Annotated in this window: 21 protein-coding genes; 10 read left to right on the forward strand and 11 right to left on the reverse strand. The window is 64.3% G+C overall.

The window, feature by feature from the left end; genetic code table 11:
• Positions 1–355 precede the first annotated feature (355 nt).
• Complete coding sequence (locus C8J98_RS00005; RefSeq protein ID WP_107909729.1) at positions 356–1,111, reverse strand: SapC family protein; 756 nt, start codon at positions 1,109–1,111, stop codon at positions 356–358.
• A 262-nt stretch (positions 1,112–1,373) separates the two neighbouring features.
• Here C8J98_RS00005 and C8J98_RS00010 point away from each other — a divergent pair, with 262 nt between their 5' ends.
• Positions 1,374–1,982 carry an HNH endonuclease gene (locus C8J98_RS00010; protein ID WP_233260055.1) on the forward strand — a complete coding sequence of 203 codons (609 nt, stop codon included), beginning with the start codon at positions 1,374–1,376 and terminating at the stop codon, positions 1,980–1,982.
• 76 nt (positions 1,983–2,058) lie between these two features.
• Positions 2,059–3,954: a 1-deoxy-D-xylulose-5-phosphate synthase gene (gene dxs, locus C8J98_RS00015; protein WP_107909731.1), complete on the forward strand. Its 1,896-nt coding sequence runs from the start codon at positions 2,059–2,061 to the stop codon at positions 3,952–3,954.
• Positions 3,955–3,959: 5 nt separating this feature from the next.
• Here dxs and prmC read toward each other — a convergent pair whose 3' ends face one another.
• Positions 3,960–4,781: a peptide chain release factor N(5)-glutamine methyltransferase gene (gene prmC / locus C8J98_RS00020; RefSeq protein WP_107909733.1), complete on the reverse strand. Its 822-nt coding sequence runs from the start codon at positions 4,779–4,781 to the stop codon at positions 3,960–3,962.
• A gap of 65 nt (positions 4,782–4,846) precedes the next feature.
• On the opposite strand from prmC, the gene C8J98_RS00025 reads away from it, so the two are divergent.
• A complete protein-coding gene (locus tag C8J98_RS00025; RefSeq protein ID WP_107909735.1) occupies positions 4,847–5,728 on the forward strand; it encodes an alpha/beta hydrolase in 882 nt (293 codons plus the stop codon).
• An 11-nt stretch (positions 5,729–5,739) separates the two neighbouring features.
• On the opposite strand, the gene C8J98_RS00030 is transcribed toward C8J98_RS00025, so the two are convergent.
• The gene (locus C8J98_RS00030) at positions 5,740–6,642 is read right to left on the reverse strand and encodes a phytanoyl-CoA dioxygenase family protein (RefSeq protein WP_107909737.1); all 903 of its coding nucleotides are present in this window, start codon (positions 6,640–6,642) and stop codon (positions 5,740–5,742) included.
• A gap of 145 nt (positions 6,643–6,787) precedes the next feature.
• Here C8J98_RS00030 and C8J98_RS00035 point away from each other — a divergent pair, with 145 nt between their 5' ends.
• On the forward strand, positions 6,788–7,906 hold the full coding sequence (locus tag C8J98_RS00035; protein WP_107909739.1) for a Gfo/Idh/MocA family oxidoreductase: 1,119 nt from the start codon (positions 6,788–6,790) through the stop codon (positions 7,904–7,906).
• 56 nt (positions 7,907–7,962) lie between these two features.
• On the opposite strand, the gene C8J98_RS00040 is transcribed toward C8J98_RS00035, so the two are convergent.
• Positions 7,963–8,787 (reverse strand): substrate-binding domain-containing protein, encoded by an 825-nt coding sequence (locus C8J98_RS00040; protein WP_233260056.1) that lies wholly within the window; start codon positions 8,785–8,787, stop codon positions 7,963–7,965.
• A gap of 377 nt (positions 8,788–9,164) precedes the next feature.
• Here C8J98_RS00040 and C8J98_RS00045 point away from each other — a divergent pair, with 377 nt between their 5' ends.
• Positions 9,165–9,503, forward strand: coding sequence for a hypothetical protein (locus tag C8J98_RS00045; RefSeq protein ID WP_158272547.1), 339 nt, complete (start codon positions 9,165–9,167; stop codon positions 9,501–9,503).
• A gap of 289 nt (positions 9,504–9,792) precedes the next feature.
• Here the strand turns inward: C8J98_RS00045 and C8J98_RS00050 are convergent, their stop codons facing one another.
• Positions 9,793–10,209, reverse strand: a complete 417-nt coding sequence (locus C8J98_RS00050; RefSeq protein ID WP_107909745.1) for a hypothetical protein — start codon at positions 10,207–10,209, stop codon at positions 9,793–9,795.
• Positions 10,210–10,455: 246 nt separating this feature from the next.
• Between C8J98_RS00050 and C8J98_RS00055 the strand changes: the two genes are divergently transcribed.
• The gene (locus C8J98_RS00055; RefSeq protein ID WP_158272548.1) at positions 10,456–10,887 is read left to right on the forward strand and encodes a DUF4879 domain-containing protein; all 432 of its coding nucleotides are present in this window, start codon (positions 10,456–10,458) and stop codon (positions 10,885–10,887) included.
• 739 nt (positions 10,888–11,626) lie between these two features.
• On the opposite strand, the gene C8J98_RS00060 is transcribed toward C8J98_RS00055, so the two are convergent.
• From C8J98_RS00060 to C8J98_RS00075, 4 genes are all read right to left on the reverse strand, one after another.
• The gene (locus tag C8J98_RS00060; RefSeq protein WP_107909749.1) at positions 11,627–14,314 is read right to left on the reverse strand and encodes a M1 family metallopeptidase; all 2,688 of its coding nucleotides are present in this window, start codon (positions 14,312–14,314) and stop codon (positions 11,627–11,629) included.
• A 117-nt stretch (positions 14,315–14,431) separates the two neighbouring features.
• Positions 14,432–14,791 carry a DUF1428 domain-containing protein gene (locus tag C8J98_RS00065; protein ID WP_107909750.1) on the reverse strand — a complete coding sequence of 120 codons (360 nt, stop codon included), beginning with the start codon at positions 14,789–14,791 and terminating at the stop codon, positions 14,432–14,434.
• A 198-nt stretch (positions 14,792–14,989) separates the two neighbouring features.
• Positions 14,990–15,532 carry a carboxymuconolactone decarboxylase family protein gene (locus tag C8J98_RS00070; protein ID WP_107909752.1) on the reverse strand — a complete coding sequence of 181 codons (543 nt, stop codon included), beginning with the start codon at positions 15,530–15,532 and terminating at the stop codon, positions 14,990–14,992.
• 208 nt (positions 15,533–15,740) lie between these two features.
• Complete coding sequence (locus C8J98_RS00075; protein ID WP_107909754.1) at positions 15,741–16,289, reverse strand: peroxiredoxin; 549 nt, start codon at positions 16,287–16,289, stop codon at positions 15,741–15,743.
• Between the two features lie 155 nt (positions 16,290–16,444).
• Between C8J98_RS00075 and oxyR the strand changes: the two genes are divergently transcribed.
• The gene (oxyR, locus tag C8J98_RS00080) at positions 16,445–17,404 is read left to right on the forward strand and encodes a DNA-binding transcriptional regulator OxyR (RefSeq protein ID WP_107909756.1); all 960 of its coding nucleotides are present in this window, start codon (positions 16,445–16,447) and stop codon (positions 17,402–17,404) included.
• A gap of 14 nt (positions 17,405–17,418) precedes the next feature.
• The gene (locus C8J98_RS00085) at positions 17,419–18,015 is read left to right on the forward strand and encodes a hypothetical protein (protein ID WP_107909758.1); all 597 of its coding nucleotides are present in this window, start codon (positions 17,419–17,421) and stop codon (positions 18,013–18,015) included.
• Positions 18,016–18,032: 17 nt separating this feature from the next.
• On the opposite strand, the gene C8J98_RS00090 is transcribed toward C8J98_RS00085, so the two are convergent.
• Together C8J98_RS00090 and C8J98_RS00095 are read right to left on the reverse strand one after the other, a co-directional pair.
• Complete coding sequence (locus C8J98_RS00090; RefSeq protein WP_199229762.1) at positions 18,033–18,566, reverse strand: adenine phosphoribosyltransferase; 534 nt, start codon at positions 18,564–18,566, stop codon at positions 18,033–18,035.
• 29 nt (positions 18,567–18,595) lie between these two features.
• Positions 18,596–18,868 carry a DUF2007 domain-containing protein gene (locus C8J98_RS00095; protein WP_107909760.1) on the reverse strand — a complete coding sequence of 91 codons (273 nt, stop codon included), beginning with the start codon at positions 18,866–18,868 and terminating at the stop codon, positions 18,596–18,598.
• Between the two features lie 96 nt (positions 18,869–18,964).
• On the opposite strand from C8J98_RS00095, the gene C8J98_RS00100 reads away from it, so the two are divergent.
• Together C8J98_RS00100 and C8J98_RS00105 are read left to right on the forward strand one after the other, a co-directional pair.
• Positions 18,965–20,692, forward strand: a complete 1,728-nt coding sequence (locus C8J98_RS00100; RefSeq protein WP_107909762.1) for a glutamine--tRNA ligase/YqeY domain fusion protein — start codon at positions 18,965–18,967, stop codon at positions 20,690–20,692.
• Positions 20,692–21,249, forward strand: coding sequence for a nucleoside deaminase (locus C8J98_RS00105; protein WP_107909764.1), 558 nt, complete (start codon positions 20,692–20,694; stop codon positions 21,247–21,249). Before C8J98_RS00100 ends, C8J98_RS00105 begins: the two co-directional genes overlap by 1 nt.
• The last annotated feature ends 15 nt before the right edge of the window (positions 21,250–21,264 follow it).

Genomic DNA, 21,264 nt, shown 5'->3' on the forward strand with positions numbered 1-21,264 from the left:
TCCACCGTATCGTCGTGAGAGACCTTGGTGTCCACCCTCGAGGCGAGTTCCGCACAAGTGGAGCGGCCGTAGGCCAGATAGATACATGGGCCGCGTGAGCGGCCTTCCGATCCGAACGCGGAGGACTGTCTGAGCAGCGAGGGTGGGCACCAAGGTCTCCCCCGCGAGACGCCCAAGTGTAGAGAGCGATGGCAAAGCCGAGCCGCCCCCGAGGCCGTAGGCGAGCCATGGGCGAGGTGCGAGGTGCGAAAGATTGCCCGGCTTGAAAGCCGAGCGCCCGGGCCGCGGCAATCCGCGAAGAACCAAAAAAAGGCCACCGCGAGGGTGGCCTTTTCATTCGGAACAACCAGGACGATCAGACCTTGGCCGGTTCGTCCTTGGCTTCGCGCGAATCCAGACGCATGGCCATGCGGTCGATGTTGGCCAGCGAGACCAGGTGCGAGTAGATCCAGCCGAACGCGCCTTCCCGGAGGAACTCGTGGGCAACCTTCTCGTCGAGCGTGCGCAGCTTCTCTTCGTTGATCACGAACAGGCCGTTGAGGTTGATGCCCTTGCCTTCCTTCTGCAGGGTGATGGTGCGCTCCTCAAGCAGGTTGTGCTCGCGCAGCTTGCCCATGAACCACTGCGTGCGGGCGACGTGGTCCTGGAACTCGCCGAGGAACTTCACGGCATTGGTCAGGGCCGGCGCGTCGGTGCCGTCTTCATTGAAGAGGCGCTCGCCTTCGCTGTCGTTGAAGCCTTCGTAGGCCTCGTCGAGGAACACGGTGAAGTCGTCACCCTCGGTGCCGACCGGCTTTTCGGCCAGCACGAACGGGTAGCGGCGGATGAAGGCCGGAATGTACAGGCCCGTTTCCCAGAAGCCGTTCTCGCCAACCAGCAGGTTCTCGCCCTGGCGCAGACCGAGGAGGGCCATCGGGCCTGCTTCCTCGATGGTGTTGCCGGCGAACAGGATCGGGTAGTCACGCGCGGCGGGCGCGAATTCGACGCCCGTCAGCGGCACGGAGTGCGCGCCGGCGGCGAAACGGATGTTGTTGACCGCCTTGATGCGGAGGTCGCGGTGCGCGGTGCGGTTCAGCGGAACCGGACGCTCGTAGAAAAGCACTTCTGCCACAGTGGAACCCTCTATACCCGTCGGACCTGGGAAGCCACCCCGGCCCCCCTTCCAAACCCGCCGGGACTCTATCGAACGCCCACTATATCAGCGCTTCGCGGCCCGAACAGCCCCGCAAGAAGCGGGCCGAGGCGGTGCTTTTCTGTAGCAATAATGGGCTATGCTCGGGTCAACGCCCCTTGTGGGGTCGGATCAAACCATCGATCCGCACGGAGTTCGACTGGCTGGAACGCTCTTTCGCTTACGTGAAGGACGAGACACGATGACGATGGAAGTGCTTCAGGATGACCTGCCCAGGGTGACCGCGCTGAACGCCACGCGCGTGCTCTCCCTTGACGCGGCAGGCCGCATCCTGGACTGGATCAGCTGGCAGGACGCCGTCTGCCTGTACGTTCGTGGCGTGGTCGCCTGGACGCTCGGCGACCCCTGTCTGACCGTCCACGGCGGCCTCAGCCGCGCCAGTGGACTTCAGAGCAGTCTCCAGCTCCACCCGATCGTCGCAAGCACCGGCCACTGCCGTGAACACGCCATCGATCCGGCCCCGGCCCTCACCAACACCGCCCTGTTCGCCCGCGACCGGCACATCTGCCTGTACTGCGGTCACCATTACACACGCCATGAGCTCACCCGCGACCATGTCCTGCCGCTGTCCAAGAAGGGCGCAGACGAGTGGGAAAACGTGGTCAGCGCTTGCCTGGCCTGCAACCTGCGCAAGAGCAACCGCACACCGCAGCAGGCCAATATGCCGCTCCTGGCCGTGCCATACCGACCCAGCTGGGTCGAACACCTGATCCTTTCCAACCGCAATATCCTGGCCGACCAGATGGAATTCCTGGTCGGTCACCTGCCGCGCGACCGCCGCCCGGCCTGAATCCCGCCCTCACCTGCCCGCAAAGATTCACGCCTCGTCCCTTGCCCCGGCCCGTCCGTAGGCGAACAATAGGCGAATGAACGACCTCTCCCGCTACCCTTATCTGGCGCAGATCGAATCGCCGGAGGACCTCCGACGCTTTCCGGATGACGAACTGCCGGCGATCGCCGACGAACTGCGCCGCTATCTGATCGAGGCCGTGGCCTCGTCGGGCGGGCATTTCGGCGCGGGCCTGGGCGTGGTCGAACTGACCGTCGCCCTGCACCATGTCTTCGACACCCCGCGCGACAGGCTCGTCTGGGACGTCGGCCACCAGTGCTATCCGCACAAGATCCTTACGGGTCGTCGTGACCGGATCACCACGATCAAGAAGAAGGATGGCCTGGCCCCGTTTCCTCGTCGCGAAGAGAGCGAGTACGACACCTTCGGTGTCGGCCATTCATCGACCTCGATCTCGGCCGCGCTCGGCATGGCCATCGCCCTGCAGCGTCGGGGTGACAACCGCAAGGTCGTCGCCGTCATCGGCGATGGCGCGATCACCGCCGGCATGGCCTTCGAGGCACTGAACCACGGTGGCGATGTCGAGCCGAACATGCTCGTGATCCTCAACGACAACGGCATGTCGATCAGCGAAAACGTCGGCGCGATGACCAAGATGATGGCTCGCGCCATGTCCAGCCGCACCCTTAACGCCTGGCGCGAGCGGGCAAAGAAGGCCATGCCGCGCGAGTCCTTCTTCGGCCGCTTCTTCAAGCGCTGGGAGGAACACGCCAAGGGCATGTTCGTGCCGTCCACCCTGTTCGAAGAACTCGGCTTCCATTACACCGGCCCGATCGACGGCCACAACATGGCCCAGCTGGTCACCGCCCTGGAAACGGTCAAGGCCCTCCCCGGGCCGCAGCTGATCCACGTGATGACAACCAAGGGCAAGGGCTACGAGCCGGCCGAAAAAGGTCCGATCGAATACCACGCCGTCGGTCCGTTCGACCCGGTTGCCGGCGTCGTGAAGAAGGGTGCGCCGGCCAAGCCGACGTATACCGACATCTTCAGCGACTGGCTTTGCGACATGGCGGCAACCGACGAGCGCCTGCTCGGCATCACGCCGGCGATGCGCGAAGGCTCAGGTCTGGTCCGCTTCTCCAGGGAATATCCGCAGCGTTACTTCGACGTGGCGATCGCCGAACAGCACGCGGTCACGCTGGCTGCCGGCATGGCGGTGGAAGGCGCCAAGCCGGTGGTGGCGATCTACTCCACCTTCCTCCAGCGCGCATACGACCAGGCCATCCACGACGTGGCCCTGCAGAACCTCGACGTCACCTTCGCCATCGACCGTGCCGGTGTGGTCGGCCCCGACGGGGCGACCCATTCGGGCAGTTTCGATCTGTCGTTCATGCGTTGCCTGCCGAACGTGGTGATCATGGCGCCGGCCGACGAGCACGAATGCCGGACCATGCTCAGCACGGGCTTCCACTACAAGGGGCCCGCGGCCATCCGGTACCCGCGTGGCACCGGTCCGGGTGCGAAGATGGCCGAGTCTCTGGAAACCTTTCCGATCGGCAAAGCCGAAGTGCGTCGCCGCGGCCATCACGGCCTGGCCATCCTCTCCTTCGGCACCATGCTCGCGCCCGCCGCGGTGATCGCCGCCGAGGTGGACGCCACGCTGGTCAACATGCGCTTCGTCAAACCGCTGGACGAGGAACTGATCCTCGAGATGGCACGCACGCACAAGGCGTTCGTCACCATCGAGGACAACGCCATCGCCGGCGGTGCCGGTGCGGGCGTTGCGGAGCTGCTAGCGGCGAACGGTGTCACCCTGCCGATCTTCCACCTCGGCCTTCCGGACGCCTATCTGGAACACGGCAGTCGTGAGGAAGTGCTGACGATGGCCGGCCTCGACCTGCCGCAGATCCGCCGTGCGATCGTGACGCGATTCCCGCAATTCGTGGCGACGGAAGTGGCCAGCGCGGGCTGATCCGATCAGGGACTGTGACGCGCTCCGGAAACCCGGTCGCGTCCTTCCAGGTCCTGCGCCGTGAACGGCTCGGCGAGTCCCGCGCGCTCTAGCACCTCGCGAACCGAGGGGCCCTGGTTCCAGCCATGCTCCAGCAGCAGCCAGCCACCAGGCGTCAGGTGCCGGGGCGCCGCCCGGGCAATACGCCGGATATCGTCGAGGCCGTCGCTACCCGAGGCCAACGCACTGATGGGCTCGAATCGCAGATCGCCCTGGCCGAGATGTTCGTCGCCTTCCTCGATATACGGAGGATTACTGACGACGATGTCGAACCCCCCGTCCGCCAGCGCCGCGAACCAGTCACCTTCCGCGAAACGGACGCGCTGAAGTCCGAGCCTTTCCGCGTTACGTCGGGCCACCTCGAGCGCGGCCCCGCTGGCGTCGACCGCACTGACCGATGCATCGGGACGCTCCTTCGCGATCGCCAGGGCGATCGCACCGCTGCCGGTGCCGAGGTCGACGACGCGGCCACGCCGCGGCAGGCGCTCGAGAGCCAGCTCCACTAGCAGTTCCGTTTCCGGACGGGGAATCAGCGTGGCGGCGGTCACCTCGAGGGTCATCGACCAGAAGTCCCGCGTCCCGGTGATGTAGGCCACAGGTTCGCCACGCGCCCTGCGGTGCACCAGCGCATCGAAACGCACACCGGCCGCCGCGTCGAGCGCATCGTCCGAATGGGCGAAGAACCAGGCGCGATTCACCCCGAGCACGTGCGCGAGGAGCAACTCCGCTTCGAGGCGATCACCAAGGGCGTCGGCGGACTGGCGCAGGATCGTACGGACATCGGTCATGCGCGAAGTCTAGCGGGTGGACGGCGGCAAGGCTCAGGCAAGGCGCCGGCCGCTACAATCACGCCATGCCCCTCCGCGTCCTTCTCCTGTCGATTGCCCTGCTCCTGGGGGGCTGCCAATCCGCCTTTTTCGGCGCCATGAATGCGAGGCAATCCAGCGAGGGTGTCGTCGCCCATGGCAACCTCGTCTACGACGAAACCAACCAAATCGCGCTGGATGTCTATGCGCCCGTCCATGCCGATCACGCACCGGTGGTCGTGTACTTCTACGGCGGCAGCTGGATGAGCGGCAAGCGGCAGTGGTTCCGCTGGATGGGTGAAGCGCTGGCCGCGCAAGGCGTGGTGACCATCGTGGCCGACGTTCGCCTGTGGCCGCGGACGCGACTGGACGGCTTCCTTCACGACGGTGCCGAGGCCGTACGCTGGGCTCGCGACCATGGGGGCGAGTTCGGGGGCGATCCCAGCCACCTCTTCGTCATGGGCCATTCCTCCGGCGGGCAGATCGCCGCCATGTTGGCCATGGACAAGCAGTGGCTCGCCGCCGTCGGCATGAAACCGCGGGACCTGGCCGGCTTCATCGGCGTCGCCGGCACCTACGACTTCATTCCCTTTGATGAGCCCGAGTTCTACGACATGTTCGGTCACACACCCGATGAACAGGCTCGCTCACAACCGATCAACTTCGTCGACGGTGACGAGCCACCCGCGCTACTGCTGCAGGGCGAGAAGGACACCATCGTCTATCCCTCCGAGGCGGTTGCGCTGGAGGGTCGCTACCTGCAGCAGGGTGAGCCCGTGGACCTGAAGCTTTACCCAGGAGTGGGGCACGAAAGGCTCCTCCTCGCGTTCGGTCCGCTGAAGAACAAGGCATCTGTGCTCGCCGACACCATGGCCTTCATCCATCGCTACTCGCGCGGCCCTTTGTGGGAGCCGATTCATCGGCGATAACCAGATCGCGGCTACCTCGCTTTCATCGCATCGCGCCCTTCGGCATTCCCACCGCGTGCCGCGTCGAGCACTTCCGGGTACGGATAGTTGAGCCCCAGTAACTGACGGATATCCGCGCTCGCGTTCTTCACGAACTCGGCCGGGAGCGCCGCGGGCATATCTTCCATCGGCTTGACGAACTTCGGCAGGTACTGGGTGATGATCGCGGAGCGGTCGATCGTGCTGCGATTGGGCATGGCGCAATGCCATACGGCGCCGAAGAAAATCACAGTGTCACCCGGCTCACCGAGCATGCGCTCACAGCGCTCGAAGAACCGGTCGCTCTCGTCGGGGTAGTGCAACTCACGCTGCGTGCCCGGCACGAAGGCCGTCGCACCCGTTTCTTCGGTAAACGGATCGAGCATGATCGTCGCCTGCGCGTTCAGCGGAAATGTCGCATTGATACGCGCAGGATGTGTTTCCGGCGAATGGAAATCCCAGTACGGATAGTCGATGTGCGGCTCCTGCCCCGGGCCGCCGGGAAGGATACGGTTCGCCGCGATCGACCCCATGATGAATTCGCTGCCGATGAAGGCGCGCATCACTTTCATGATCGCCGGATGCGCGGCCATTCGCGAAAAGATCTCACCCTTGGCCAGCAGGTTCCACACGCGGCGTTGCAGGTTGATGCGTCCGGCCTTCACCGCATCGCCCTGGAAATGGGTGACTTTGCGACCGCGCTCGTCCGCGTCGGATTCGCGCATGACGATTTCACGGGCTTCGGCAATTTCCGCCGGAGTGAACAGCCCCCGAAGCGTCACCGCACCGATACCGTCGAGCAACTCGCTCACGATGGCATCGGTGTCGAGCCTGTCTTCGGTAAAGACCCGAATGCGGAAGGGCGAGCGGGGAACGGAATGCGCGGAGGCATGCATGGCTGGCTCCTGCCGCGACAGCGGCTCGGTTAGGGCGGGCGAAGCGCCGGTTCAGGAACTACGCTATGCCGTTTTGCAAGCGCTTGCAAACCGCACTGCAACATCCCTAGAGTCGGTTGTACCAAATGCCAGGAAGAGCCAAGCGATGAGCGAACTACGGATCGGCCTGATCGGCGCCGGCTACATGGGCAAGGCGCATACGGTGGGCTTCCAGGCCGTCGGGGCGGTGTTCGAGACGGCCCTCCGCCCCGTCTGCGAGATGATCGCGACATCGACCGCGGAAGGTGCCGCGGAGCACGCCCGCCGTTGGGGCTGGCAGCGGTCGACAGGCGACTGGCGCGAACTGGTCGCCGATCCCCGAGTCGACGCCGTGGTGATCGCCACGCCGCCTCGCACCCATCTGGACATGGTGATGGCCTGCATCGCGGCCGGGAAACCGGTGTTCTGCGAGAAACCCCTGGGTGCCAGCGCGGATGAATCCCGGCGCATGACCGAAGCAGTCGAGCGCGCTGGCCTGGCCAACATGATCGGCTTCAACTACATCCGCACCCCGGCAAGCCAACTGGCGCGGCAGATCATCGCCTCGGGCGAGATCGGCGATGTGATCCAGGTCACCGCCGAGCATGTGGAAGACTACCTGCACGATCCCGCCCTACCCGCCTCGTGGCGCACACGCATCGCCACCGGCACGGAAGCCGGCGCCCTTGGGGATGTCGCACCGCACATCGTGAACGCCTGCCTGCGCCTGGTCGGCCCGATTGCGAGCCTTGTTGCCGACACGAACATCGTTCACGCGCGCCGCGACGGCCCGAACGGATGGGAGGCGGTCGAGAACGACGATCAGGGCCAGATGCTCCTGCGATTTGCCAACGGGGCCACGGGCAGCATCAGCTTCAGCCGCATGGCCGCGGGACGGAAGATGGGCTACACCTACCGCATCACAGGCACGCGCGGCGCCGTCGCGTTCGATCAGGAAGACCAGAACGCCCTGTGGCTTTACGACGCTGCTCGTGATCCGGCGCGGAGAGGTTTCCAGAAGCTGTTGATGGGCCCGGCTCACCCGGACTACCTCGCCTTCAACCAGGGCGTCGGCCACGGCACCGGTTACAACGACCAGATCGTCATCGAAGCCCGTGATTTCCTGCAGGCCGTGGCAACCGGCGAAGCAGTGTGGCCCACGTTCCGCGACGGCTACGAAGTCGACCGCGTGATCGAAGCCGCCCTCCTTTCAAACCGCGAACGCCGCTGGGTCAACGTGGAGTAGCGCCCCCACCCTCCTGTAGGAGCCGATTCATCGGCGATCCGATAGGCCTCACCGACTCACCCCCGCCGCAGACTCCCCCGAACCACCAATTCACAAGCAAACAACTTACTTCGGGGCACCGAATCAGGCTCCTCCATCCAGGCAACGATTCGCTCGATCGCATGCAACACCATCTCGCGAATGGGCTGCTTCACCGTCGTAAGCGAATAGGACGCCCATGCCGCCAGGGGCATATCGTCGAAGCCAACGATGCTGACCTCACCCGGTACATCGACGCCACGCTCACGGCAGGCGTCCATCGCACCGAGCGCCAGCACGTCATCGCCACAGAAGACGCCATCCAGTCGGTCGTTGCGGTCCAGTAGCGTATGCATCGCCAAACGGCCGTGTTCGTGCGTGTAGTTACCCGCATGCAGGGTCTGTCGCAGTGAGGGCCCGGCCACTTCGGCGAACCCCTTGCACCGATCGATCGTCGAAGCATCGTGTGCCGAGCCGCCGAGGAAGGCGAGACGACGCAGGCCTCGTGAGCGCATGGCCTCGGCCACCAGACGGCCACCCTCGACGTTGTCGACCGTCGCCACAGGCACGGGCGAGGACCGCCCCGCGCGACCGAACACGTGCAACACCGGGAGGCCCGCCGCACGACATGACGCGGCGAAGCCCACCGGCGGCGCAGAGGTAGCGATCAGCACCGCATCGACGTTGTACTGCTGCAGCATGTCGAGCGCGGCTTTGCCGTCTTCGTCTTCGCCCAGGTTCGCGAGCAAGGGCCGCAACCCACGTGCCTGCAGCTCGCGGGTAAAGAGGTCGAAGACCTCCATGAAGGTTGGATTGGCGAAATGATTGGAGACGAGCCCGATGAGTTCCGTCCGCCCTGTCATGAGGCTGCGCGCGAGCCGGTTCGGCTTATACCCAAGCCGCTCCGCCGTCTCAATGACGAGCTCACGCGTCTTCGCAGAAACGCTGGCTCCCGGTGTGAACGTCCGTGAAACGGCTGAAATGGAAACGCCCGTCGCCTCCGCCACATCGCGTGCGGTAGCGGGAGAGGCGCGAGCAGGCGAGCGGGTACGTGACGGCATACATCAAGGTTAGCGCATCAGGCGACCGGCCAAACAATCGATCCGCTGAAATGGCACCGTAGGCTCAAGCTACGGGTTTGTCTCGAAAAACACCGAGGTGTATTGCAGCTGACCCATGTTCTCCTCTCACCCCCAACGAGCTATCGTTTGCTTGTCGTTGTCCAACACAGGAGCGTGAAATGAGAATGACGAAGATCCGCGGTTACTCGCTCGCCATGATGGCGATGCTGGCCCTATGTGGGGAAGCCACCGCTGCAGGCATCACATGTCCCGCCGCCAGTGCCATCAAGCAGTCAGGCACGTCGAATGCCGGGACGCAGCAGGAAGAAACGGACTACACGGCGACGGAAGGCGGAAAGACGTGGAAGGGGTCGGTTTCCGCATACGACGAACACACCGTCGACCTGAAGACCCTTAGCGCTGGGAAAGCAGCGACAGCCAACGCCAAAGGCCTCGTTGCATGCGATTACTTCAACGGCGAAACGGCCGCGCTTCGCCTGACGACGGACACCAAGTAGCCGAAGCATGAAAAGCTGGGCGATCACTCGCCCGGCCTTCGGTACTACCAGGTTGCATCAGGCGACGACCGAGATGGGGAGGCGCAGTGCCTCCATCAGTCTCATGCGGTCGGCGAGGCCGACGTAGAAAACCGTCAGGGCTTCAACCCATGGACGCGAGCGGACGCCACGTCGAATGCTTTCGAAAACGGTGGCCCTGCCACGTGGACTGACGGACGTGCGGTGATCGGCGTTCGCAAGGTTGTCCTTGTTACGGCATAGGCACCCGGCCCCAGTACCGGCCCGAGAATCACGCGATCACCGAAATGCGGGCGGGCTGAGTCTCCATCATCTTCATCCAGTCCATTAGTCCGTCGTACAAACTCACCAGCTTCGAGAATCCATTGTCACGAGCAAAGCCGGCCATGCTGCTGATGGTTGCGGTAAAGTCCATGGGCACGTCTGGACGCTCGGCGTACCACTCTCCGGGAATTGCGCCGAAGAGTGTCGTGCAATACAGCCCGTCGGGACCGTCGATCTGTCCGCTCATGAGGCGATCGTCGAGGTAGGCCTGTAGTTGTCGTGGCGTGATATTCGAAAAGTCGACAGCCCTCGGGGTGCTGTAACCAAGTATTTTTGTCTCGGATGGTGGCTCAATGGGCTTCTGCATGGTCGTCGCTGGTAATGCGAACATGCCCACCGTTATGGTCGAACTCGTGACTTCCATGAAGCTGCTTCCTGATCGGGATGAGCCAAGAGACCAGAGAACAGCTCGCCTCGATAGACGTCCTACTGACACCGCGACGACGGCTGTCACCATGTATAGCCTCTCGCCTACACCCTACGACCGCCGGAAATCGATCACGCATGATTGAGGCGTAAGCCGCCATGGTTTTCATCCGCGCGCCATCGAATTACCAGGAAAGGTACTCGGATGATGCCTCGGCCTATTCAGGCTGAGGAGAATGAATTCATGAAGCGATTCGTCGTTACCGCGTGCGTGTTAAGTCTGATGCTTGGCATCGGCGCGGCCCACGCCAGCAATAGTCTTACGCGGGTGTACGTGCACCACGTGAACTCGTCGAAAGGAGGCACTGAGGTCATCCCGCAGGGTGGCTCGTGGACCGCCCGAGACCACGGCGGCGCCACGTTCCAGATCGTTACCGACGAAATCGGCTACGGGCACGGCGCGCAGGCACGACTGCTCGGAACGCCTCTTCGCGAGGTCAAGTACGAATCCCTCTGCAACGTTGGCGGTCGCCTGGGATCCTGCCCACGCGGCGCAACGATCATCGGCCATCGCAGCACATGGGACGCCAGCGGTCGCGACGGTGGAAACTTCGAGGTCGTCGTGTTTCCAAACGGCTTCGGCAGTTCGAAGCGAGCCACCTTGCAAATCCGCTGATAGAAAAAAAGGTTCTTCACGGGTTACCGGGGTCCAGGCGCTCGCCTTCGGCCTCGTGGGCTCGGCTTCGCCGTTGCTCTCTACACTTGAGCGTCTCGCGGAGGAGACCTGGGTGCCCACCCTCGCTGCTCAGACAGTCCTCCGCGTTTCGTACCGGAAGGCCGCTAACGCGGCCCGTGTATCTATCTGGCCTACGGCCACTCCACTTGTGCGGAACTCGCCTCGAGGGCGGGCACCCAGGTCTCTCACGACGATACGGTTAGCTGTAAGGCGAGCCGTTGGCGTGCGTGTGACCGCCGAAGCGGACCGTTACGGTGGCCGTGCCGGCACGTCATTTCCGGTCCGGTGAGCGCCGTCGTAGCTGCTGCGATGCCTCGTGAGGACGATCGCGACCGGCGCGACGCGGTTGACCGTTTGGCGATGGCGACGAGCCAGCAGTCGAAGCGGCTTTGCTTTATCGGCTCGACCCGCACGAACCTCAGGGATGGGAAGAGCCTTCGGTGCCCACCCTCGAGGCGAGTTCCGCACAAGTGGAGCGGCCGTAGGCCAAATGAGTACACGGCCGCGTTAGCGGCCTTTCCGGTACGGAACGCGGAGGACTGTCTGAGCAGCGAGGGTGGGCACCGAAGGCTCTGCGCCGCCACGTCCGTCGCTTGCAGCGTCCCCGGAATTCCGCGATGAACCAAAAAAAGGCCGGGCGATCGCTCGCCCGGCCTTCGGTGTTACACGTCGAAAACGATCAGCGCGTGATCGCCTTCGGGTCCTGCTTCGCCTTCAGCGCCGCACACAGCAGAGTCGACTCGCTGGTCTGGGCCAGGTCGCGCTCCGCACCGCTCACCTGCGCGAGCTTCGGCTTGAAGTACTCGCTCATGCGGTCGGCTTCGGCCTTCGAGCAGCTGCCGCCTGCGGCCATCGTGACGAGCCTGCCGCCGGCGAAGCTGCCGGTACGCGCCACGATCTTGTCGTAGTTGGTCGTGTACCACTTCCACAGCTCATTGCGCGAGGCTTCGGAATCACGGTTGCCACGCATCAGCGATGCCATCTCGCCCACCTTCACGTCCTTGCCCAGCGAGAAGTCGCGCACCTTGTTCGACTGCGTCACGTCCTTGGTGCTCGCAAGGGCCGAGAGCATCGCATTGCGCTTGGCCGGGTCGGAGGTCTTCGGGATCTCGGCGATCAGCGCATCGATGGCCGGTGCGCCGCGTTCCTGCACTGCCACGCCAAGCGCGTCGCCGAGCAGGTCGGGATCGGCGGCATCGAGGTCCAGATGCCCATCCTTGACCTTCAGTGCGGCGTCGCCCTGCTTCAGCAGCTCGGCACGGACTTCCGGCGCGGCGATGTCATCGTCACCCAGGAAGCCGGCGAGTGTCGTGCGGGTAATCGTGTCGTTGTCGGCTTCGCCGGCCTTCTTGCGGTAGCCCAGTTCCTTGAGCTTCGGCAGGTAGGCGTCCACAGCCCACTTGCGCAGGTGATCGCGCTGGGCGTCGGTGGTGGCTTCGTTGTGGAGGATCCAGTTGAACGTGACGATCGGTGCGGTGAAGACTTCGCGGGTCTTCGAGGCCGTGATGGGCTTGAGCGCGGCGAGCACGTTACCGGCGTCGAGGTCGCCATGCAGGAACGCTGCACGTACGGCGTCCACGTAGGCCAGCTGCTCGGCATCGCTCAGCGTGCCGACTACCTTGCTTAACGCGGCGAGGTCGGTCTTGTTCTGCGCGAAGCGGTAGTAACCACGACCGTTCGCGTTCGGCAGCACCCACGTGCCCTTGGCCGCATCGTCGAGCACCATGGTGCCGGTGGCCTGGTCGAACAGCTCGCACTTGACCTTGTTCGCACCGCCGGCCGTGCCGTAGCGCACGCACATCGGCACGCCCCACACGCGGCTGGCATCGCCCGTGCTGCCCAGTGGCAGGTAACGGCTCTGGGTCAGGTGGAGGACGGTCTTGCCACCTTCGACCTTCACCTCAGTGGTGACGTAAGGCACGCCCGACTGGTTGAGGAAGCTGCGGAAGGCGCTCTTGAACGCATCGCCCTGGCCAGCGGCCTCGGCGATCGAGTCGATCAGGTCATCGGCCGTCGCGTTGGCGAACTTGTGCTTCTGGATGTAGGCGCGCATGCCCTTCTGGAACACCGGGTCGGTGACATAGCCCTCGAACATGCCGAGAACGGCAGCACCCTTCTGGTAGGTGATGCCATCGAACGCGGTTTCGATATCACCGTTGCCGGTGATCGGCTGGCGGATCTTGCGCGCGCTGACCAGGCTGTCGTTGTTCATTGCGCCTTGCGCGCCGCGAACACGGTCGAGATCGGCGCGGTATTCCGGGTGCACCTTGGTGGTGACCTTCTGCTGCATCCAGGTGGCGAAGGCTTCATTGAGCCAGAGGTCGTCCCACCAGGCCATGGTCACGGTGTCGCCGGTCCACTGGTGTGCCAGTTCGTGCGCGTTGACGTTGAACGAGCCGCGGACGTACTGCGCCGCCGAATCCGGATCGATCAGCAGGAGCCAGTCACGGAAGGTGACCAGGCCCGCATTCTCCATGGCGCCGGCGCTGAAGTCAGGCGCGGCGAGCAGGTCGAGCTTGTCGTACGGGTAACCGAAACCGTAGTAGTCCTCGAGCGTGTGGATGATCGAGTTGGTCTCGCCCAGCACGTGCTGCATGCGATGGCCCTCGCCCTTGGCGGCGATGCCGCGCAGCGGCGTGGCGGTCGTGCGGAATTCGGTCGGCGAAATGTCCGGCCCCTTCACGACGTCCCAGGGACCCACGGCAAACGCGACCAGGTAGGTCGGCAGCGGCTTGGTCGTGGAGAAAGTGAGCGTCTTCCAGCCCGCACCGGCCTTTTCTTCTTTCACCTGGGCGGTATTGGCCACGCCCTGGTCGTCGGCCGGAATGGTCAGGCTGAGATCGAACGGGACCTTGAACGACGGCTCGTCGAAGCCCGGGAATGCATAACGCGCGGAGACCGGCTCCATCTGCGTCATCGCGTACGGCACGCCTTCGTGCGAGACCTTGTACAGGCCCTGCAGCTGCTTGTTCAGCGGCGCGGTGAATTCGATCGCCAGGGTAATTTCCTGCGGCTCAAGCTTCGCGCCGAGATCGATGCGCGCGACGCCTTCCTTCTCGGCAGCCACGGTGTACTTGCCGACGTGCTTCTTGCCAGCGGCATCAGTCACGGTGACCTTGGAGACCTTGAGGTCCTTACCGTGCAGCCAGATGAAATCCGACGCCTGGCTCAGCTTGATCTTGATCGTGGTCGAGCCGGAATAGTTTTCCTGCTTGGGGTCGACCTTGAAGGCCAGCTTGTAGTTTTCCGGCTGGGCCCAGGTAGGCAGGTGGCCGAGGGGCGCGGCGGCGTCCGTGCCGGCGGCGAAGGCGGCGCCACAGCAGGTGGCGAGCGCGGTGAGAACGAGAGGACGGACGAAACGACGCATGGCGGGTGGGACTCCCCTGTGGGTAATCGCCCATCCTGCGAACAGGGATGACCTTCGACACAGTGCCAGAAGGCACCCCCGTCCTCGCTGCGCCGCGTCATTCCAGACGCTGCGGCATCAAAGTTCGACGATGGGCTTGAACCCGCCAAAGAACATCCGCTTGCCGTCGAAGGGTAACTTCTTGGGGTCCATGAATTCGGCAAGTCGCGGATCTTCCATCACTTTCTTCATGACGCGGTCGCGTGCGCGCTTGTTCTCGTAGACCACCCAGGAGAACACCACGGTCTCGCCGGGCTTCAGCTTCACGGACTGCGGAAACGAGGTGGATTTGCCGGGTTTGACGTCATCGGCGATGCATTCGTTGTAGGCCAGGGCGCCGTGCTCCATCCAGATCTTGCCCGCCTTGCGGGCCATTTTCTTGTAGTCGTCCATGCGATCCAGCGGTACGGGTAGAACGAAACCGTCGACGTAGCTCATGGTGCAGCCCTCCCGGGGTGAATGTCCGCAGAGCGTCTCTCAGAACGAGGAAAGGCCGCGTTAAACGCGGCCTTTGGGGCAGCTCCTTGTGGGAGCCGGCTATGCCGGCGATGGGGTTGAGGCAACCTGACCATCGCCGCTGAAGCGGCTCCCACAATAGGGCCTCCACAGAGGCCCAATGCAGTCCCTGCTTGCCGATCAGCCGGCAGCGTCAGCCTGCTCGAGAACCACGGCAACACCGTGGATCACCGAGGCGATGCGGACGGCGCTCTGGATCGCCTGGACCGAAATGCCACCGTCGCGGAGCACCTTGTCGTGGGAGTCGATGCACATGCCGCAACCGTTGACGGCCGAGACCGCCAGCGAGACGAGTTCGAAGTCGTTCTTGGCGTCGCCCTTGTAGGCACCGATCACGTTCATGCGCAGCTTGGCCGGAATGCTCGCGTACTCCGGGTGGCTGACCAGGTGCTGGAAGCGGTAGTAGATGTTGTTCATGCCCATGATCGCTGCCGAACCCTTGGCGGCGGTCAGCTGTTCGGCCGTAGCGTGCTCGGCGGCGAACGCGGCGATGGCTTCGGTCAGCGGCTTGTAACGGGCCGAGAAGGCGGCGCCGAGCGCGACCATCGAAATCTGGGCGAGGTTGAGGCCAGGAGCTCCCGCTTCGCTCAACACGGAGTCGAGGTTGAGCTTGAGGTCCTTGGCGTATTCGGGAAGCTTGCTGCGGAGATCGGCGACGCTCATGGGATGCACCTTGTCTTTGGCTAGGGAATGGGTCGCGGAATGGCTCGGCGCGCACGGCACCGGTTCACGCGGGACACGCAAGGCGTGTCGGTGAGGTGGTAACGGTCTTAGAAAAGAGGCGGTGAAGCGAACTTCACCGCCTCTGACGGTTGCCCGCGCCACGCGGGGGAGGGAGCGTTGTGGCGCGGGACTTACGACCAGTGGTGCCTTAGGCGACCTTCAGGGTCTCGTCGCCGGACTTCCAGTTGCAGGCGCACAGCTCGTCGGTCTGCAGCGCGTCGAGAACGCGCAGCACTTCGTCCGGGTTACGGCCAACCGAACCGGCGGTCACGTAGGCGAACTGGATCTCGCCGTTCGGATCGACCAGGAAGGTAGCGCGCTGGGCGACGCCTTCGTCGGTCAGGATACCGAGGGCCGAGGTCAGGTCCTTCTTGATATCAGCAACCATCGGGAACAGCAGGTCCTTCAGGTCGGCGTGGTCCATGCGCCAGGCGCGGTGGACGAACTCGGAGTCGGTCGACACGGCCAGCACCTGGCAGTCGCGGTCGGCGAACTTCTCGTTCAGATCGCTGAAACCCTTGATCTCGGTCGGGCAGACGAAGGTGAAGTCCTTCGGGTAGAAGAACACGAGCTTCCACTTGCCCTCGTACGACTTGTCGGAGACGTCCATGAACGCGTCTTCGATCTTGTTCGCGAGCGGGCCGCCGTTGACGGCCTTGAGGTTGAACTGGGGGAACTTATCGCCAATGCTCAGCACGTTTGACTCTCCGTTGAGGGTGGTTTGAACTCTGCGCGCGCTTAGATTGCCGCGACTGAATGCCAAGGTTAACGGGCCGGGACATATATCTCAAATCGATTGTAGACATCAATGTGATAGGCTGGACCTATTGAAACCGAGTCGAGCCCGTCGCCATGAACCTGCGTGACTTGTCCTACCTCGTTGCCCTGGCCGAGCACCGCCATTTCGGTCGAGCCGCTGAAGCCAGCTTTGTCAGCCAGCCCACCCTTTCCACCCAGATCCGCAAGCTCGAAGACGAACTGGGTGTCGCTCTGGTGGAGCGCACCCCGAGAAAGGTGCTGCTCACCGAGACCGGACGCGAAATCGCGCGGCGTGCACGGGGCGTGCTCTCTCAAGTGGACGAGATCAAGTCGATCGCCCAGCGCACCCGCGATCCGGAGTCAGGCACGATCCGCCTGGGCATCTTCCCCACGCTCGGCCCTTACCTCCTGCCGCACGTCATTCCTCACCTGCGCCAGCGTTTTCCACGGCTGGAGCTACTGCTGCGCGAAGAGAAAACCGAGCAGATCCTCGGCATGCTGCGCGAGGGCACGCTGGACGCCGGCATCCTGGCCTTGCCGATGCATGACGATTCGCTGCACGTCGAGTTCCTTTTCGAAGAACCTTTCGTCCTCGCCGTGCCCGACAACCATCCGCTGGCCGGGCGGCAATGCCTGACCATGGACGATCTCTCCGAGCAGAACCTGCTTCTCCTCGAGGACGGCCACTGCCTGCGCGACCAGGCGCTCGAGGTCTGCCATATGGCCGGCGCGGGTGAAAAGACGGGTTTCCGCGCGACCAGCCTGGAAACGCTTCGCCAGATGGTCTCGGCCAACGTCGGCATCACGCTGATGCCGATCCTGGCCGTGAAGCCTCCCGTGGCCCAGTCGGGCAATGTCCGCCTGATCGAGTTCGAAAGTCCCGCGCCGAGCCGTCGCATCGCCATGGTCTGGCGGAAGAGCTCGGCGATGACGCCTTTTTTCAGCGCCCTCGCCGAGGTGATCCGCGACGTCCCGGCCGAGTTGTTCAACGCCCGCGAATGCGTCACACGTCAACCGGAAAGCGCGCCAGCCGTTGCCCTTCCATCTTCCTGACGGTTTCCTGATACATGCGCGTCTGGCTAGTCGTCCTGCTCCTGCTTTGCGGCCTGGGCGCATACACGTGGTGGCACAAGCGGCCGATGCACGCGGCGCCGGGCGTGCTCGCGGGCGACGTACCCACGCAGCAGGATCTCGGCACGGGGCCACAGCTGTCGCGCGGCCACTTTTCGCTGGAGCCGCGCGCGAAATTCGCCATGACCGGCCGCGTACTGTCCCGCGAGGACTACCAGCTCGACGACCTGGCGCCGATCGCGCCGACCGACCTGGCGATGGGCTGGGGGCGGATGTCCGACAGCACGGTGCTGGACAGGATCCGGATCTCCCAGTCCAACCGGTTTTACTTCTGGTACACCGATAGCTTCCCGATCCCGCGACACGAGATCGAGGATTCCAGCGCCAACATGCACATGATCCCGGCCAACGACAACGTGGCCCGCGAGCTTCGCGATGTGCGCCCGGGCGAAGTGATCCACTTCGATGGCTACCTGGTCGACATCAAGCGCGACGACGGCTGGCACTGGAACACATCGCTCACCCGCGAAGACACCGGCGCGGGTGGCTGCGAGATCGTGCTCGTCGAAGATATCCACGAAGCGAGCCATTAAGGCCCGCGCCGAACCCCTCAGCAGCCGATCAGGGCGTGCAAGGGAGCCGGACCGGACCACCTGGCCCGGCCGTGAAGGCCGGTCAGCTCGATGACGACACTGGCACCGACGACTTCGGCGCCCAGGCGCTCGACCAGCCGGCGGCCCGCCTCGAGGGTTCCGCCCGTGGCCAGCACGTCGTCGACCACGATGACCCGCTCACCCGGCGACAAGGCCTCGGTACCGATTTCCAGGCGGTCGTGACCGTATTCCAGGCCGTAATCGACGCCGACGATCGGCGGCGGCAGCTTGCCGGCCTTGCGCAGCGGGACGAAACCGGCTTTGAGCGCACGCGCCATGGCCGCGCCGAAAATGAAGCCGCGCGACTCGATACCGCAGACGGCGCCGATCCCCAGCCCGTGCCACGGCGCGCACAGCGCGTCGATGCAGGCGCCGAACGCGGCGGCGTCGGCGAGCATGGGGGTGATGTCCTTGAACATGATGCCCGGACGCGGAAAATCCGGGACGTCGCGGACAAGATCGAAGATAGCCTTCAAGGCAGGGGCCTGCATGGAATGATCCTGGGGAAGAGTCGCGACGCTCAGGCCGGAAGGGTGGCCGCGCCAAAATCGTCGTCGGAAGCCGCGGAGGCACGCGCCTCGGCTAGCTGCCCCTCGATGACGCGAACGATCGCCCCGGCCGCTTCGGCTGCCGCTTCGGGGACCATCACGGTGAGGAAATCCCGCGCGGGAAGCTGGCCGACCGCACCGGTAAGAAATTCGCCGGCGATGAAGGCAGGAATCTCCGCCTGCTCGAGCGCATTCTTGACCAGATGGGCGTCGATCAGGGATTCGGCGTGGTAGACGATATGCATGATGGGAAGCTACCCGCGCGGCCGCTCTGCGGCAAGCGCTACGCGCCTAAGGTAAACTCGGGGGTTTGCCGTGCCCCATCCTCCGAGTCCTTTGCGATGTCGACCGAAACGCCCGTCCTGCAGCAGCACTTCATCGGCCAGATCGTCCGCGAGGACCTGGCCTCCGGTAAGCACAAGGCGATCCACACCCGCTTCCCGCCGGAGCCCAATGGCTACCTGCACCTGGGTCACGCCAAGTCCATCTGCCTCAACTATGGCCTCGCTGCCGAGTTCGCCGGTACCTGCAACCTGCGCTTCGACGACACCAACCCGTCGAAGGAAGACGTCGAGTACGTCGACGCCATCATGCGGGACGTGAAGTGGCTCGGTTTCGAATGGGCCGAGCTGCGCCATGCCTCGGATTACTTCGAGGTGTTCTACCGCTCGGCGCTAAAGCTGATCCGCCTGGGCGTGGCCTATGTCGATGACCTCTCGGCCGAGGAAGTGCGCGAGTTTCGCGGCACGCTGACCGAGCCGGGTCGCAATTCGCCGTACCGCGGCCGCTCCGTCGAAGAGAACCTCGACCTGTTCCAGCGCATGCGCGCGGGCGAGTTCGCCGACGGCAGCAAGACCCTTCGCGCGAAGATCGACATGACCGCAGGCAACATCAACCTGCGCGATCCGGCGCTCTATCGCGTTCGCAAGGTACACCACCAGAACACCGGTGACGCGTGGCCCATCTATCCGATGTACGACTTCGCGCATTCACTCTCCGACGCGCTCGAGGGCATCACGCACTCGCTATGCACGCTGGAATTCGAAGACCACCGCCCGCTGTACGACTGGTGCGTGGACAAGGTCGACCTGGCGCATGACCCCGCACTCTGGCAGCCGCTGGTCGACGCGGGTCTGCCGACGGCGCCAAGCAAGCCCCGCCAGATCGAGTTCTCGCGCGGCAATCTCAATTACACGGTGATGAGCAAGCGCAAACTGATCACCCTGGTGTCCGAAAACCTGGTCGACGGCTGGGACGATCCGCGCATGCCGACGATCGCCGGCGTGCGTCGCCGCGGCTTCACTGCTGCGGGCATCCGCCTGTTCTGGGAACGCGTCGGCATCAGCAAGCAGAACAGCACGATCGACATGAGCGTGCTCGAGGGTGCCGTGCGCGAAGACCTCGACGGCGTCGCGCCGCGGCGCCTGGCCGTGATCGACCCGGTGAAGCTGGTCATCACCAACCTCGACGCCGCGCACCACGAGTCGCTCACCTTCCCGAACCACCCGAAGGACGAGAGCTTCGGCACACGCCGTGTTCCGTTTTCGCGCGAGCTGTGGATCGAACGCGAAGACTTCGCCGAAGTACCGCCGAAGGGCTTCCATCGCCTGAAGCCCGAGGGCGAGGTGCGCCTGCGCGGCGTCGGCATCGTCAAGTGCGATGAGGTGATCAAGGACGCGAACGGTGATATCACCGAACTGCGATGCACGCTGGACCTGGAAAGCCGCACGGGCATGCCTGGTGCCGACCGCAAGGTCAAGGGCACCATCCACTGGGTGAGCGCGCGCGATGCCGTGCCGGCCGTGGTGCGTCTGTACGACCGTCTGTTCGATGTCACCGATCCGGACGACGACAGCGATGGCAAGACCTACAAGGACCACATCAACCCGCATTCGCGTCGCGTCGTCCACGGATACGTGGAGCCGGTGGCCGCGGGTGCCGCACGCGAGGACCGCATGCAGTTCGAGCGTCTCGGCTACTTCGTCGCCGACATGCACGACCACACGCCCGGCACGCCCGTGTTCAACCGCGTGGTGACGTTGCGCGACTCCTGGGCAAAGCAAGCCTGATGCTCTACGCACAGGTACATCTCACCCTGCCCGCATGGGTCCATGAAGCCGTGGACACCTCGCTCACGTACGCGGGTGACGAGGCCAAGGTCGGGCTGGCCATCGAGTTGTCCGGGCAGAATATCGACCTCGCCACCGGTGGCCCCTTCGGCGCGGTGGTGTTCGATGGCAACGATCGCATCGTTGCCGTCGGGGTCAACCGCGTGGTGCCGCATGCATGCTCGGTGGCGCACGCGGAGATGATGGCGTACATGACCGCGCAGCAGCGCCTGCAGCGCTTCCGCCTCAATGAAGACGGCAGCCGGTTCGTTCTTGCCACCAGTTCGCAACCCTGCTGCCAGTGTTACGGCGCCACGGTGTGGGCTGGCGTGGACGAACTGCTTATCGGCGCACGCGCGGAGGACGTCGAAGAACTCACGCCATTCGACGAAGGCCCCCTTCCGGCCGACTGGATCGGTGAACTCGAGCGTCGCGGCATCGCCGTGCGCCGCGACATCTGCCGTGACCAGGCGCGCGATGTACTTCGCCGCTATGGCGAATCGGGCGCCAGCTATTGAACCGGGCCATGCCCG

It is taken from the genome of Luteibacter sp. OK325 (assembly GCF_003050935.1).
Taxonomy (GTDB): Bacteria; Pseudomonadota; Gammaproteobacteria; order Xanthomonadales; family Rhodanobacteraceae; genus Luteibacter.

Bases quoted from the DNA above. Each gene is read 5' to 3' on its own strand.
- dxs (WP_107909731.1), top strand. From the start codon at position 2,059: ATGAACGACCTCTCCCGCTACCCTTATCTGGCGCAGATCGAATCGCCG.
- C8J98_RS00030 (WP_107909737.1), bottom strand. From the start codon at position 6,642: ATGCATGCCTCCGCGCATTCCGTTCCCCGCTCGCCCTTCCGCATTCGG.
- C8J98_RS00035 (WP_107909739.1), top strand. From the start codon at position 6,788: ATGAGCGAACTACGGATCGGCCTGATCGGCGCCGGCTACATGGGCAAG.
- oxyR (WP_107909756.1), top strand. From the start codon at position 16,445: ATGAACCTGCGTGACTTGTCCTACCTCGTTGCCCTGGCCGAGCACCGC.
- C8J98_RS00045 (WP_158272547.1), top strand. From the start codon at position 9,165: ATGAGAATGACGAAGATCCGCGGTTACTCGCTCGCCATGATGGCGATG.
- C8J98_RS00050 (WP_107909745.1), bottom strand. From the start codon at position 10,209: ATGGAAGTCACGAGTTCGACCATAACGGTGGGCATGTTCGCATTACCA.
- C8J98_RS00085 (WP_107909758.1), top strand. From the start codon at position 17,419: ATGCGCGTCTGGCTAGTCGTCCTGCTCCTGCTTTGCGGCCTGGGCGCA.
- C8J98_RS00100 (WP_107909762.1), top strand. From the start codon at position 18,965: ATGTCGACCGAAACGCCCGTCCTGCAGCAGCACTTCATCGGCCAGATC.
- C8J98_RS00055 (WP_158272548.1), top strand. From the start codon at position 10,456: ATGAAGCGATTCGTCGTTACCGCGTGCGTGTTAAGTCTGATGCTTGGC.
- C8J98_RS00070 (WP_107909752.1), bottom strand. From the start codon at position 15,532: ATGAGCGTCGCCGATCTCCGCAGCAAGCTTCCCGAATACGCCAAGGAC.
- C8J98_RS00060 (WP_107909749.1), bottom strand. From the start codon at position 14,314: ATGCGTCGTTTCGTCCGTCCTCTCGTTCTCACCGCGCTCGCCACCTGC.
- prmC (WP_107909733.1), bottom strand. From the start codon at position 4,781: ATGACCGATGTCCGTACGATCCTGCGCCAGTCCGCCGACGCCCTTGGT.
- C8J98_RS00010 (WP_233260055.1), top strand. From the start codon at position 1,374: ATGACGATGGAAGTGCTTCAGGATGACCTGCCCAGGGTGACCGCGCTG.
- C8J98_RS00065 (WP_107909750.1), bottom strand. From the start codon at position 14,791: ATGAGCTACGTCGACGGTTTCGTTCTACCCGTACCGCTGGATCGCATG.
- C8J98_RS00105 (WP_107909764.1), top strand. From the start codon at position 20,692: ATGCTCTACGCACAGGTACATCTCACCCTGCCCGCATGGGTCCATGAA.
- C8J98_RS00025 (WP_107909735.1), top strand. From the start codon at position 4,847: ATGCCCCTCCGCGTCCTTCTCCTGTCGATTGCCCTGCTCCTGGGGGGC.
- C8J98_RS00095 (WP_107909760.1), bottom strand. From the start codon at position 18,868: ATGCATATCGTCTACCACGCCGAATCCCTGATCGACGCCCATCTGGTC.
- C8J98_RS00090 (WP_199229762.1), bottom strand. From the start codon at position 18,566: ATGCAGGCCCCTGCCTTGAAGGCTATCTTCGATCTTGTCCGCGACGTC.
- C8J98_RS00040 (WP_233260056.1), bottom strand. From the start codon at position 8,787: ATGACAGGGCGGACGGAACTCATCGGGCTCGTCTCCAATCATTTCGCC.